This is a genomic window from Flavobacterium movens (genome assembly GCF_039581425.1).
GTDB classification, from domain to species: Bacteria; Bacteroidota; Bacteroidia; order Flavobacteriales; family Flavobacteriaceae; genus Flavobacterium; species Flavobacterium luteolum.
Window position 1 is genome coordinate 623,631 of sequence record NZ_JBCPXY010000002.1, and the last position, 14,119, is coordinate 637,749.

Annotated in this window: 13 protein-coding genes; 11 read left to right on the forward strand and 2 right to left on the reverse strand. The window is 33.5% G+C overall.

All coding sequences use genetic code 11. The features are described 5' to 3' along the window. Window positions 1-257 precede the first annotated feature (257 nt). From pfkA to AAYQ05_RS06085, 4 genes are all read left to right on the forward strand, one after another. Window positions 258-1,244: a 6-phosphofructokinase gene (gene pfkA / locus AAYQ05_RS06070; RefSeq protein WP_281633232.1), complete on the forward strand. Its 987-nt coding sequence runs from the start codon at window positions 258-260 to the stop codon at window positions 1,242-1,244. 94 nt (window positions 1,245-1,338) lie between these two features. Next, window positions 1,339-2,343, forward strand: coding sequence for a type I glyceraldehyde-3-phosphate dehydrogenase (gene gap, locus AAYQ05_RS06075; protein WP_343541879.1), 1,005 nt, complete (start codon window positions 1,339-1,341; stop codon window positions 2,341-2,343). A gap of 132 nt (window positions 2,344-2,475) precedes the next feature. Next, the gene (locus AAYQ05_RS06080; RefSeq protein ID WP_095930500.1) at window positions 2,476-3,327 is read left to right on the forward strand and encodes an N-acetylglucosamine kinase; all 852 of its coding nucleotides are present in this window, start codon (window positions 2,476-2,478) and stop codon (window positions 3,325-3,327) included. A gap of 10 nt (window positions 3,328-3,337) precedes the next feature. Beyond that, window positions 3,338-3,712, forward strand: a complete 375-nt coding sequence (locus tag AAYQ05_RS06085) for a methylglyoxal synthase (protein ID WP_053470300.1) — start codon at window positions 3,338-3,340, stop codon at window positions 3,710-3,712. Here AAYQ05_RS06085 and AAYQ05_RS06090 read toward each other — a convergent pair. Both AAYQ05_RS06090 and AAYQ05_RS06095 read right to left on the reverse strand, forming a co-directional pair. After that, complete coding sequence (locus AAYQ05_RS06090) at window positions 3,693-4,073, reverse strand: RidA family protein (RefSeq protein WP_343541881.1); 381 nt, start codon at window positions 4,071-4,073, stop codon at window positions 3,693-3,695. The genes AAYQ05_RS06085 and AAYQ05_RS06090 overlap by 20 nt on opposite strands. Window positions 4,074-4,101: 28 nt before the next feature. Further along, window positions 4,102-6,804 carry a putative LPS assembly protein LptD gene (locus tag AAYQ05_RS06095; RefSeq protein WP_343541882.1) on the reverse strand — a complete coding sequence of 901 codons (2,703 nt, stop codon included), beginning with the start codon at window positions 6,802-6,804 and terminating at the stop codon, window positions 4,102-4,104. An 82-nt stretch (window positions 6,805-6,886) separates the two neighbouring features. Here AAYQ05_RS06095 and AAYQ05_RS06100 point away from each other — a divergent pair, with 82 nt between their 5' ends. The 7 genes from AAYQ05_RS06100 (at window position 6,887) to AAYQ05_RS06130 (ending at window position 14,056) form a co-directional block, all read left to right on the forward strand. Further along, entirely contained in the window at window positions 6,887-8,008 is a 1,122-nt protein-coding gene (locus AAYQ05_RS06100) for an N-acetylmuramoyl-L-alanine amidase family protein (RefSeq protein WP_343541883.1), read from the forward strand. A 50-nt stretch (window positions 8,009-8,058) separates the two neighbouring features. Further along, window positions 8,059-9,024 carry an MlaD family protein gene (locus AAYQ05_RS06105; RefSeq protein WP_343541885.1) on the forward strand — a complete coding sequence of 322 codons (966 nt, stop codon included), beginning with the start codon at window positions 8,059-8,061 and terminating at the stop codon, window positions 9,022-9,024. Between the two features lie 6 nt (window positions 9,025-9,030). Beyond that, window positions 9,031-10,368, forward strand: a complete 1,338-nt coding sequence (locus AAYQ05_RS06110) for a 4Fe-4S dicluster domain-containing protein (RefSeq protein ID WP_343541887.1) — start codon at window positions 9,031-9,033, stop codon at window positions 10,366-10,368. 136 nt (window positions 10,369-10,504) lie between these two features. Further along, window positions 10,505-11,296 (forward strand): (Fe-S)-binding protein, encoded by a 792-nt coding sequence (locus AAYQ05_RS06115; RefSeq protein ID WP_281633226.1) that lies wholly within the window; start codon window positions 10,505-10,507, stop codon window positions 11,294-11,296. Window positions 11,297-11,372: 76 nt separating this feature from the next. Continuing rightward, the gene (locus AAYQ05_RS06120) at window positions 11,373-11,855 is read left to right on the forward strand and encodes an ABC transporter ATPase (RefSeq protein WP_343541890.1); all 483 of its coding nucleotides are present in this window, start codon (window positions 11,373-11,375) and stop codon (window positions 11,853-11,855) included. 618 nt (window positions 11,856-12,473) lie between these two features. Further along, window positions 12,474-13,619 carry an N-acetyl-alpha-D-glucosaminyl L-malate synthase BshA gene (bshA, locus tag AAYQ05_RS06125; RefSeq protein ID WP_095930507.1) on the forward strand — a complete coding sequence of 382 codons (1,146 nt, stop codon included), beginning with the start codon at window positions 12,474-12,476 and terminating at the stop codon, window positions 13,617-13,619. A 14-nt stretch (window positions 13,620-13,633) separates the two neighbouring features. Beyond that, the gene (locus tag AAYQ05_RS06130) at window positions 13,634-14,056 is read left to right on the forward strand and encodes a protease complex subunit PrcB family protein (protein WP_343541893.1); all 423 of its coding nucleotides are present in this window, start codon (window positions 13,634-13,636) and stop codon (window positions 14,054-14,056) included. Window positions 14,057-14,119: the final 63 nt, after the last annotated feature.

A 14,119-nucleotide genomic window follows, 5' to 3' on the forward strand; every position in this document is an offset into this window, starting at 1 on the left:
TTTTGTGCTAAATTTAGGCACTCTTTTAAAATTTTCCATGTGAGCGGGAAATTCTATTTTTATAACACTTCATTAGGGTATTGTTAATTTTGACGATTTAATTAAAAAAATAGCGTTTTATTATTTTTAATGAAATTTTTTCCTAGAAAAAACTTATTAACGAAAACGTTTGAATTTAACAGATTTTATTAATTTATGATAATCGTAACCCGAAAAGTGCTGAATGTTTGCTAATTTTACACTTTAATACTTAAATAATGCCAAAAACAATAAAAAAAGTAGGTGTTCTTACCTCAGGAGGAGATTCACCTGGAATGAATGCTGCAATACGATCAGTTGTTCGAACTTGCGCATACCATAATATAGAATGCATCGGAATTTATAGAGGGTATCAAGGAATGATTGAAGGAGACTTCAAAGAAATGGGACCACGAAGCGTAAATAATATTGTAAACAAAGGTGGAACGATCTTAAAATCGGCTCGTTCAGTTGAGTTTAGAACCCCTGAAGGTAGAAAAAAAGCACACGAGAATCTTGTTAAGGCTGGTGTGGATGCTTTGGTTGTTATTGGTGGTGACGGAAGTTTCACAGGAGGATTAATTTTTAATGCAGAATTTGGTTTCCCTGTAATGGGAATTCCAGGTACAATTGATAATGATATTTTTGGTACAAGTTTTACTTTAGGGTATGATACCGCTTTAAATACTGTTGTTGACTGTATCGATAAAATTAGAGATACAGCAAGTTCTCATAATCGTCTTTTCTTTGTAGAGGTTATGGGTAGAGATGCTGGTCACATAGCTCTTAATGCAGGTATTGGTGCAGGAGCAGAAGAAATCCTTATTCCTGAAGAAGATTTAGGTTTAGATCGTCTTTTAGATTCACTTCAAAAAAGTAAAGCATCAGGAAAATCATCTAGTATAGTTGTAATTGCAGAGGGAGATAAAATTGGTAAAAATGTATTCGAATTAAAAGATTACGTTGAAGCTAACTTGCCTGAGTACGATGTAAGAGTTTCTGTTTTAGGACACATGCAGCGTGGTGGTTCTCCGTCTTGTTTTGACCGTGTTTTGGCAAGCCGTCTAGGAGTTAAAGCAGTTGAATCTTTAATTGAAGGAAAATCAAATTATATGGTTGGGCTTCGTGAAGATAAAGTGATCTTAACGCCATTGGAGCAGGCTATCAAAGGAAAATCAGAAATTGATAGAGAATTATTAAGAGTGTCAGACATCATGTCTACATAATCAATATAAAAAGTTTAAAAAGAAGAGAAGTTTATTGTGAGGAAATTAGACTTTGAAATAGTGTAATAAAAACAAAAGCAAAAAATTTAGTAAAATGTCAAAAGTAAAATTAGGAATAAACGGATTTGGACGTATCGGAAGAATCGTTTTTAGAGAGTCTTTCAATAGAGATAATGTAGAAGTTGTTGCAATCAACGACTTGTTAGACGTAGATCACTTAGCTTATTTATTAAAATATGATTCAGTTCACGGTCGTTTCAACGGAACTGTAGAAGTTAAAGAAGGAAAATTATATGTAAACGGAAGAAATATCCGTATCACTGCAGAAAGAAATCCAGCTGACTTAAAATGGAACGAAGTTGATGTAGATGTAGTAGCTGAATGTACTGGTATCTTCACAACTATCGAAACTGCAAGTGAGCACTTAAAAGGTGGTGCTAAGAAAGTTATCATTTCTGCTCCTTCTGCTGATGCTCCAATGTTTGTAATGGGAGTAAACCACGAAACTGCAAAAGCTTCTGATTTAGTTGTTTCTAACGCTTCTTGTACTACAAACTGTTTAGCTCCTTTAGCTAAAGTTATCCATGATAATTTTGAAATCGTTGAAGGTTTAATGACTACTGTTCACGCAACTACTTCGACTCAAATGACAGCTGACGGACCTTCTAGAAAAGACTGGAGAGGTGGACGTGCTGCTGCAATCAATATCATTCCTTCTTCAACAGGTGCTGCTAAAGCGGTTGGAAAAGTAATCCCGTCTTTAAACGGAAAATTAACTGGAATGTCTTTCCGTGTACCTACTGCTGACGTTTCTGTTGTAGATTTAACTGTAAAAGTAACTAAAGAAACTACTTACGAAGAAATCTTAGCTGTATTGAAAAAAGCTTCAGAAAACGAAATGAAAGGTATTTTAGGATATACTGAAGATGCTGTTGTATCTCAAGATTTTATCTCAGACAAAAGAACTTCTATCGTTGATGCTGGTGCAGGAATCGGATTAAACTCTACTTTCTTCAAATTAGTATCTTGGTATGACAATGAGTACGGATACTCAAGCAAATTAATCGATTTATCTGTACATATTGCAGGTTTAAAATAATAATATATATTTTTGCAAAATCCCGTTACTTTACAATAACGGGATTTTCTTATTTTGTTACTTCTATGATTAATGTAAATATCACACTTTTAAATTAAAAAATAGAAAAACCTAATTCCAAAAACTAAACAAATGAAATTAATAGTTGACAGTGGATCTACTAAAGCCGATTGGATTGCGATAGATGATAATGGAAAAGTATTATTCACAACACAAACTTTAGGATTAAATCCTGAAATTCTAGACGAGCCAGAAATTATCGAAAGATTAAATGACCGTTTTGATATCTTACAAAATAAAAAAAATGCTACACATTTATTCTTTTATGGTGCCGGTTGTGGTACAGACAGAATGAAAGAGTGGCTGAAAAGAATTTTTCAAGAATATTTTTCTAACGCAATTGTAGACGTTCAGGAGGATACTTACGCTGCTGTTTATGCAACAACTCCAAAAGGAGAAGAAGCAATTGTTTCTATCTTAGGAACAGGTTCTAACTGCAGTTATTTTGATGGAAAAGTATTGCATCAAAAAGTTCAATCATTAGGTTATATCGTAATGGATGATTGTAGCGGTAATGTTTTTGGAAAAGAATTAATTAGAAAATACTATTTTAATAAAATGCCTAAAGAATTGGCTGTTGAACTTGAAAAAGAGTACGACGTTGATCCTGATTTTATTAAAAACAAATTATACAAAGAACCAAATCCGAATGCTTATTTAGCTACTTATGCTAAATTCTTGATTAAGCATAAAGATACAGAGTTCTGCAGAAAAATTATCTTCAAAGGAATGAAGTCTTTCGTTAAGAATTACATCAAACAATTTGATAACTGCAAAGAAGTTCCAGTACATTTTGTTGGGTCTATTGCATTCTATTTGAAAGATGAATTACAAGAGACATTTAATAAATATGAACTTCAATTAGGTAATGTTTTGAGAAGACCTATTGATGGACTAATTGCTTACCATGTCGCTAATCAATAGTTCTGGTTTTATGGAAATTGCCATTATTGCTCATGATGGAAAAAAAGCGGATTTAATTGATTTCTTAATCAAAAATGAAGCTGTTTTGCACAATGAAAAAATAAGATTAATTGGTACAGGAACTACGGGAGGAAAAGCGGAAGCTGCTGGATTTAAAACCCAAAGAATGCTATCTGGTCCTCTTGGAGGTGATGCGCAAATTGCAGGAAGAGTAGCGGAAGGAATTACGCAAATGGTGTTCTTTTTTAAAGACCCATTATCAAGCCATCCGCACGAAGCTGATATTAATATGCTAATTCGTGTTTGCGATGTGCATAATGTGCCGCTAGCAACCAATGAAGCAACGGCACAATTATTATTAGATGCTATTGCACTGCAATTATAGAAATCTCAACGTTAACATTTTTTGGCAAACAAGCCACTTGAACCGTTTCACGAGCTGGAGCGGTTTTTTCGTTAAAATAAGAACCGTAAACAGTGTTTATTGCTCCAAAGTTGTTCATGTCCATGATGAAAATAGTTGACTTTACAACGTTCTCAAAAGTCATGTTTGCAGCTTCAAGTATAGCAGCAATGTTTTTCATAACTTGATTGGTTTCATCATTAATATTGTCTGTAACCAATTCTCCTGACTCAGGATTGATTGCAATTTGTCCAGAAGCATAAAGTGTGTTTCCAGATAAAACAGCTTGATTATAAGGTCCGATTGGCGCCGGAGCTTTTTCGGTGAAAATGATTTTTTTCATAATGAAATTATTTTGATTCGAAAGTAGTTTATCTGTTTGAAACGCTACGCTTGTTCCATTTGATATCGCTAAGCATACCAGATTTAATTCCAATAAAGAAGTTCCAGTTAGAATTTGTTCCTAAAGGCTGCCAGTTAAAAGCCATTCTCCAGCTTAACAGATCTCTTTCAAAACGGAATTGTGTAAAGGTAACTCCTTTTTGAACAAAATCGTAACCTGTTGAAACTCCCGCTTTCCATTTAGGCGTAAGATCGGTATTAATAGAAACCATGATTGAGTTTCCAGAAATAGTGCTTTCCCTCTTTACGTTTGAGTACGTTAACGAATACGCAAGTGTCATATCCCAAGGGACTTTAGAATTAAAGAATTCTGTAATGACATCATCTTTTTCAGACTCATTGGCAAACTGGCTATTACGACTGTCATTTAAGTCTGTATTTGTACCGAATAAATCATCGCTTCGTCCACCATTCCGTTGGCTTTGCGTGTTTTTTTCTTTTTCTTTTGCAGTTCCTTTATTCGAGAATGAATAGTTTAAAGTTACGTTTGCACTTGTCATTCTAAATAAACTTCCGCCATTGTCAATGTTGAATTTGTCAATTTTGTTACCTCCATTGTCAATCGCATATGGATCTAATGTTGCACCAAAATTCATATTCATTTTGTTGTCAAAAAACTGCGTTCCACCGCTAACTAATACAGGCTGCCATCCAAATGTAGATTTTCCGTCAGCATTGAAATTATAGCTTGTGCTGAAGTTTAAGTTGTTTAACAGCATTATTTTTTTAGGTTCTGTTTTTGTGCTGTCACGATCTCTTACTTTGGCTTCAAAAGTATTGCTTAAAGCAAAACCAACAATGTTAGAGTTGTCTTTTCCTGGAGCTCCGTATAATCCGTTTTCGAATCTTGTATACTCAGAAGTAATTCTTCCAGAAGCATCAACAGCATAAGTGTCGTAGTATTTTTCAAAACTTGGCGTATAAGCATATGTTATACTCGGACGCATGACGTGTCGAATAGATTGAATTTTTTTATCGGCTCCAAAATTGAAAGTTCCGTAAATAGTGGTACCTAAATTGGTGCTGAAATTATAAGTTCTAAAAGCATCAAAACCATTTACGGTTTTATTAATGGTTTGTGCAGAAGTAGGATCGTAAACTTTTTGAATGGTTTTATTTACCCATGTTTCTTGATAAGTGGTAGAAGCTCCAGCGCTAAAGTATTTGAAAATCTTAAAGTTAGTGCTTAATGGAATAGTCTGCTGTAATCCTAGCTGTGCATCGTCAAACATTTGAGGCTTAAAAAACAGCGAATCTTTCGTTTTGAAGTAGTTTTTACCGCTTACATTATATTGTAAGTTGATGTTTTTGATTAATCCTTTCTTTACGCCATTTTTTCCAACAAAAGGATATACACGGTCAATACTTCCTTGTAAAGACGGAAGTGTCATAATAATGTCTTCTGTCTGCGTATTCTGGCTATGAGTGGCTGATAACGAAATACGTGAACCAGGAATGGTATTAAATGTTTTATTGTATGAAATGGATGAACTTAAAGTGTTGTTTAAGTTTGATCCAATATTGGCTTGGTTAATAGATTGTTTGAAGTACTTACTACTACCCATGTTGACAGAAGCAGAGAAAGTAGAGTTGGGGTTTGATTTTGTGTCTTTAGAATGCGACCACTGAATATTGTAAATGCTTTGTTTTGAATAATCAGGATAACCACGTTCACTATTGATTAAGTTCTCAAAACGAATATTCACATTTCCTCTATACTTGTATCGTTTCGCGTATGCCGATTCAAATCGCATGGCGTAACTTCCGTTGGTATAATAATCTCCTAATACGGTCAAATCGTAATTATCGCTTAATGCAAAGTAATATCCTCCATTCTGCAATGAAAAACCTCGAGTATTAGAATCGTTATAACTCGGAATAATAATACCCGAAACGCTCTTTTCCTGACTCATTGGGAAATAGGCAAAAGGCAGCGCTAGAGGAGTAGGTACATCAGCAATTACCATGTTTGTTAAACCAGTAATTACTTTTTTTCCTGGTATAAATTTAACTTTACTAGTCTGGAAATAGTATTCAGGATGGTCTACATCTGTTGAAGTAGTAAAACGGGCACCTTTCAAAAAATAAACAGAATCGTTTTCTTTTTTAGTAACTGCGGCTTTAATTTTAAATTCACCTTGTTCTGTTCTGGAATTGTAGATTAAGGCTTTTTTTGTTTTAAAATTAAATCGGATGGAGTCTGGCTGTACCTCGCTTGGTCCTTGTTTGAAGTTTGGGTATTGAGTTAAAACGCCAGCAGAATCTTTAATTCTTCCCGCATACACTTCGTCTTTTTCGTAATTAAGTACAATGATACCCGATTTTAGCTCGACATCTTTGTAGTATAATTCAGCTTCATTATATAAAGTAATCAGCTTTTTTTTCTGGTCAATTTTAGCATAATCTTTTGCTTTATATCTAACTTTTCCGTCCAAAAAAGTCTTTTTCGGTTTAACAGTATCTAGTTTTATGGTGTCTGTAATCGCAGCAGTTTCTTTATCTGTTTGTTTTACAGCAGGTAAAGGCTTTTTTTTGTTTTTTATTTCTTGCGAATATAAATTACCACAACCTATAGTTAGGAAAAATGATATTAAAACGATATTAAATAAGTTTGTATGCAAAGGTTTAAATGCTATTTTTGTAAAATTATGGCTTGTTTTTTGACACGTCAAACTTACATATAATTTTTTGGCAAAAATAATCAATTCTAAAAATTATAACAGCTGCGTTTTATTAAAATTAACTTTTAGATTTATGAATGGAATTAACAAATTTAAAGTAATATTTGCTTTATTTCTAATGATATCGTCTTTTTATGCTCATAGTCAGTCAAATGTGTTTAAAGTGACACTTGATGCTGGACATGGAGATCATGACTTTGGAGCTGTTTACAGCGGACGGATTGAAAAGAATATTGCTTTAGCTATTGTTTTGAAAGTAGGAAAGATTTTAGAGCTTAATCCAAATGTTAATGTAATTTACACTCGTAAAACAGATGTTTTTGTTGATTTGGTCGAAAGAGCAAATATTGCAAACAGAGCAAATTCGAATATTTTCGTCTCAATTCACTGCAATGCCAATAAAAATACCGCAGCCGATGGAACCGAAACTTATGTAATGGGTCTAAGTAAGGTAGCATCAAACCTTGAAGCTGCCAAAAAAGAGAACTCAGTAATTACATTAGAGAAAGACTACAAACGTAAGTACGAAGGTTACGATCCAAATTCGCCAGAATCAATGATTGGTATGACTTTGATGCAAGAAGAATATTTAGATAACAGTATTACTTTAGCAACTAAAATCGAAGAAAACTTTGAGAAATTAGGAAAAAAACTTCGTCATGGGGGTGTAAAACAAGCGCCTTTTATGGTACTTCATAAAGCATATATGCCTAGAGTATTGGTTGAAACAGGATTTGTTTCGAATCCAACAGAAGGAAATATCTTGAATTCAGAAGAAGGTCAGGATGATATTGCAAAAGCAATTGCAGAAGCTATCTTAAGTTATAAAAGAGAATACTTTGGTTCAGGAACTGAAACAGAGGATAGTCGGCCCATAAGAGATACTACTCCTTCAAAATCTAAAGCAACAACTCCAGTTGCTGTTGCGAAGAATGCTCCAAAAGGAACATTTTTTAAAGTGCAGCTTATTGCAAGTATCAAAAAAACACCTTTAGAACCTAAAAACTTTAAAGGACTTAAAAATGTAACAATGGTATACGAAAACAATATTTATAAATATTTCTACGAAGAAACTACAAGTTACGAAACAGCACAGAAATATCTGCAAGAAGCTAAAAGTAAAGGATATGGCGCAGCATTTTTAGTAGCAACTAAAGATGGTGAGAAAATCAGTATTCAGGACGCGATTAAATAATAATCGCAAGTTCGAATATTTATATTAATTTTGTACAAACACTTAGAATTTTGAAACTAACAAGAGAAATTAAAACGGCTATATTAGTCATCGGATCCATTCTACTATTTATTTGGGGATATAGTTTTTTAAAGGGAAGAGACCTTTTTACTAATTATACAATATTATATGCTGAATATGATAATGTTGAAGATTTATCACCATCTGCACCAGTAACACTTAACGGACTTGCGATTGGTAAAGTAAATAAAATTACAATTGATGAAGTTACAGGAAAACTATTAGTGGAGCTTCAGCTTAAAACAGATTTTCCGATTACTAAAAGCAGTACAGCTTCTATTTATTCTCCAAGTTTAATTGGTGGGAAACAAATTAAAATTATTCCAAATTTTGCCGATAAAGAATTAGCTGAAGACGGGCAGAAATTGACTTCAACAGTTGAATTAGGATTAACAGAATCTTTAGGAGGAAAAATTGAGCCAATTCAGCAAAAGCTTGAGAAAATGCTTTTGAATATTGATGTTTTAGTTAGTGGATTAAATAATACTTTAGACAAAAACACTCAAGAAAACCTAAAGAAGACTATTGCTGAATTAAGCCAAACAATGTCGCAGTTTCATAAAGCTTCAGGCAGTATTAATAATATTTTGGATACTAATAAAGGACAGATTAATGGAGCGGTTTCAAACTTCAATAAAATGTCTAGTAATTTCAATAAAATTTCAGATTCGTTAAATAAAGCAGATTTAGGCAAAACAGTTCGTAACTTGAATCAGACTTTAGCTAAAGTAGATGCTTTAATGGCTAATTTGAATTCTGGAAAAGGAACAGCAGGTAAGTTGTTAAACGATGATGCATTGTATAATAACTTGGCAAAAACTTCAAAAGAGCTTGAATTATTATTGCAAGATGTTCGCCTTTACCCAACTCGTTACGTAAACGTTTCTCTTTTTGGAAAGAAAAATAAACCGTACATAGCACCAACAGAAGAAACAAACTCAACTGATAAAAAATAAGTATAAATGAGTTATTTAGATAATATTTTATTCGCAGTACTTCTTATTGCAGGTTTCGGTTTTTTTGCAACGAGCGTAAAAAAGATCATCCGAAATATTAATTTGGGAGTCGATGTAGATCGAAAAGATAATCCTAAAGCTCGTTGGAAAAACATGGCATTGATTGCTCTAGGACAATCAAAAATGGTGAGACGTCCTGTTGCAGGAATTCTTCATATCATTGTGTATGTAGGTTTCGTAATTATTAACATCGAATTACTTGAAATCATCATTGATGGTTTATTTGGTACTCATAGAATATTTGCGCCTTATTTAGGTGTAGTTTATGATGTTCTAATTGCTTCATTTGAAATATTAGCTATACTTGTAATTTTTGCTGTTACGGTATTTTGGCTAAGAAGAAACTTTATTCGATTAAAGCGTTTTATACATTCTGATTTAACTGGTTTTCCAAAAAGTGATGCCAATTACATTTTGTACTTTGAAACTGTTTTAATGATTTTGTTTTTATTGATGAATGCTTCCGATTTTCATTTGCAAAATGTTCCAGGAGGATATTCTCATTTCCATAAAGCAGGAAGTTACCCAATAAGTCAGTTTATCGCGCCAATTTTTAATGGTACATCTAATGAAACTGTTGGATTGTTATTTGAAGTTTTCTGGTGGTTGCATATTGCGGGCATTTTAGTTTTTATGAACTATTTATACTTCTCAAAACATTTACATATTCTTTTAGCATTTCCAAATACATATTTTGCCAATTTAAACCCAGAAGGACAATTTGATAATTTGGCTTCGGTTACAAAAGAGGTAAAATTGATGATGGATCCAAACGCTGATCCTTTTGCAGCAGCTCCAGCTGATGAAAATGCGCATCCGGCTAAATTTGGTGCAAGTGATGTTCAGGATTTAAACTGGGTTCAGTTGTTAAATGCTTATACTTGTACAGAATGCGGACGCTGTACTTCTTCATGTCCAGCAAATCAAACTGGTAAAAAATTGTCTCCACGTAAAATTATGATGGACACAAGAGATCGTTTGACAGAAGTAGGTAAAAATATAGATGCCAATAAAGGTGTTTTTGTTCCAGATAACAAAACATTATTAAACGATTACATCACGCCAGAAGAGTTATGGGCTTGTACGTCTTGTAATGCTTGTGTTGAAGAATGTCCTGTAAATATTAGTCCATTATCTATTATTATGGATATGCGTCGTTATTTGGTTATGGAACAAAGTGCCGCTCCAATGTCATTAAACGCGATGATGACTAATATTGAAAATAACGGTGCTCCATGGCAGTATAGCCAGCAAGACCGTTTAAATTGGAAAAACGAGAATTAAGATTTATTGTTTAATCGGTTAGTTGTTTAACCGTTTAATCGATTTTAAAATAATATTTCGGTTTTTATAGAATTGTCATTTTGCTTTTAGCGATCAAACAATTTCACGACTAACCGATTAAACAAAAGTGAGAGAAATGTCAGAAAATTTAGTAGTACCAACAATGGCAGAAATGCTTGCCGAAGGAAAACAGCCAGAGGTTTTGTTTTGGGTAGGTTGCGCAGGAAGTTTTGATGATAGAGCAAAAAAAATTACTAAAGCGTTTGTGCGAATTTTAAATCGTACTAATGTTTCTTTTGCAGTTTTAGGTACAGAAGAGAGTTGTACTGGAGATCCTGCAAAAAGAGCTGGAAATGAATTTTTGTTTCAAATGCAGGCCATGATGAATATCGAGGTTTTGAATGCTTATGAAGCTAAAAAGATCGTTACTGCTTGTCCGCACTGTTTTAATACTTTAAAAAATGAATATCCTGAGTTAGGAGGTCACTACGAAGTTATTCATCATACAGAATTTTTGAAATCATTAATTGATGATGGAAGATTGACTGTTGAAGGCGGACAGTTTAAAGGAAAGAAAATCACTTTCCATGACCCTTGTTATTTAGGAAGAGCAAATAAAGTGTATGAAGCGCCTAGAGATTTAATTCAGAAATTAGACGTTGAATTAGTCGAAATGAAACGTTCTAAAGCAAACGGTTTATGCTGTGGAGCAGGAGGAGCGCAAATGTTTAAAGATGCTGAACCTGGAAATAAAGAGGTGAACGTTCTTCGTACAGAAGATGCATTAGAAGTGAAACCAGATATCATTGCAGCGGGATGCCCATTCTGCAATACGATGTTGACGGACGGAATTAAACATCAAGAAAAAGAAGGACAGGTTAAAGTTCTGGATATTGCAGAGTTAATTGCGAATGCACAGGATTTGTAAAAGAGGTGCTAAGGTTCTAAGATGCTAAGCTACTAAGTTTTGAAACCTGAAACAAAAACAAACAAAAAGAGAAAAAATGTATATACCTTTTGAAAATTTACCAGGTGAATCTAGAGTCTGGATTTACCAGTCGAACAGAAAATTTTCTGAGGAAGAGTTTTCTGAAATAGAAACGGACTTAAAAGCTTTTATAGAACAATGGGCTGCACACGGCACAAGTCTAGAAGCTTCGTTTTTATTGAAATACAACCGATTTATAATATTGGCAGTAAATCAAGAAGTACAAGCAGCAACTGGATGTTCTATTGATAGTTCTGTTGAATTTATTCAAAGTTTAGAGAAAAAGTATAATGTTGATTTGTTAGATAAAATGAATGTTACTTTTAAACTAGGCGAACATATTGCTCATAAACCATTAATTGATTTCAAGAAAATGGTAAAAGATAAGTCAGTTTCTGAGAATACAATTGTTTTTAATAATTTGGTAAACAATATCGAAGAATTCAACGAATCTTGGGAAGTTCCTGCTGCCGATAGCTGGCACAGCAGATTTTTCTAATAGTATTTAAGATATATTTAAAAGGCATAAAATGTAGATTTTATGCTTTTTTTATGGTTTCAAGTTTTAGGTTTCAGGTTCCAAGTTTGAAGCCTAACAGGTTTTTAAAACGTGTCGGATTTCGTTGCTTAAAGAACTTTTGAAAGGGATGAATTATAAAGTCGATTTGCGCATTTTTGTCATTTCGACGAAGGAGAAATCTCCGTTAGAAGCTCGATAAAGACTTGTTCTTCGTTGTGGAGCTACTTGAGGAGATTTCTCCTTCGTCGAAATGACAATGATTGTGGTTATTTTGTGTAATACTAATGTTTCTTACAACCTTGGTTTTAAACTTTGGCAAAGTAGGTAAGATAGGTTTTTCTGAAAAACAAAAACGTCTAATCTAGCCCCGATGGCAGCGGTATCTCCCGATTTAGAAAAACAAGGCTTTTTCAGCCGTAGTTTTTGTTGATCGGGAATTTAGCGGACAGCGGGACTGCAAGTTGTTTTAACCGATATTGTTCTGCTTCTAAAAATTATTTATCAACCAGAGTTAATCTAATTTTGTCAAAAATCTAACAATTTAAACAGTTAATTAAACGCTATTTTTGAGTATTTTCGTAGAATTAAATTTAATCCATGAAAATAGCAATCGTTTGTTATCCTACTTTTGGAGGTAGTGGTGTAGTAGCCACAGAGTTAGGTCTCGAATTAGCCAGAAGAGGACACGAAATACATTTTATTACATATAGCCAGCCAGTGAGATTGGCACTTTTGAATCCGAATGTTCATTACCATGAAGTAAACGTTCCGGAGTATCCTTTGTTTCATTATCAGCCGTACGAATTAGCGCTATCGAGCAAATTGGTCGATATGGTTAAATTGTATAAAATTGAGCTTCTGCATGTGCACTATGCTATTCCTCATGCTTATGCGGGATATATGGCAAAACAAATGCTTAAAAACGAAGGAATTAATCTTCCGATGATTACCACACTTCACGGAACTGATATTACGCTTGTTGGGAATCATCCGTTTTATAAACCTGCGGTGACTTTTAGCATTAATAAATCAGATTATGTGACGTCAGTTTCTCAGAGTTTGAAAGATGATACTTTGAAGTTGTTCAAAATCAAAAATAAAATTAAGGTGATTCCGAATTTTATTGAATTGGACAAAGTCAAAAAAGATCCAAACGCGCCTTGTCACCGTTATGTAATGGCTAATGAAAACGAACGTATTATTACGCATATTAGTAACTTTAGAAAAGTAAAACGAATTCCAGATATCATTAAGATTTTCTATAATGTTCAGAAAGAAATTCCAGCTAAACTGATGATGGTAGGAGACGGACCTGAAAAAGAAAAAGCAGAAATTTTATGTCAGGAATTAGGAATTTTAGATAAAGTCATTTTCTTTGGAAATAGCCACGAGATCGACAAAATCTTATGTATGACCGATTTGTTTTTGTTGCCCTCAGAAACAGAAAGTTTTGGTTTGGCAGCATTGGAAGCAATGGCATGTGGTGTTCCGGTAATTTCAAGTAATTCTGGTGGATTGCCTGAAGTTAATTTTGATGGCTTTTCTGGATACTTAAGCAATGTTGGAAATGTTGAGGAAATGGCACAAAATGCATTAAAGATTCTAAAAGATGATGCAGTTTTAAGTCAATTTAAAGCAAATGCTCTGGAAGTGGCAAGGAAATTTGATATTAAAAACATATTGCCTAAATATGAAGCTTTATACCAGAAAGCGGTTGACGATTACAAATTGGAGAAGCACTAATTAAAAAAGATAAAATGAAAAAAGTAATTTCTGTTTTAGCGATTTTTGTTTTGGTTTCGTGCGGAGTGAAGAAAGTTGAAAATTCAAATGCATTGTACGAAGTTTTAACAACGCAATCGGACGGTGGAGGAAATATTAAATTTTTCGAGATTTTAACTGAGCCTAACGAAATTAAAATGCTTGAAAATGATCCACTTTTGGCTAATAAGATGAAAAATCCAGATGTTCACGATTATAATTATGTAATTTTGAATATGGGCGAAAAAAATACAAGTGGTTATACTATTGATGTAGAAAAAGTCGAAGAAACAGATAAAAATATCATTATAACAGTAAAAGAAAATAGCCCTGCAAAAGACGCGATGACTATGCAGGTTATTTCATATCCTTATACCGTTGTGAAAATCCATTCTAAAAAACCGATTATCATTAATTAAGAGCTAAAGTGTTTTGAAGTAATAAAAAAAAGCCTGTCGCTTAAACGACAGGCTTCTTCTTAC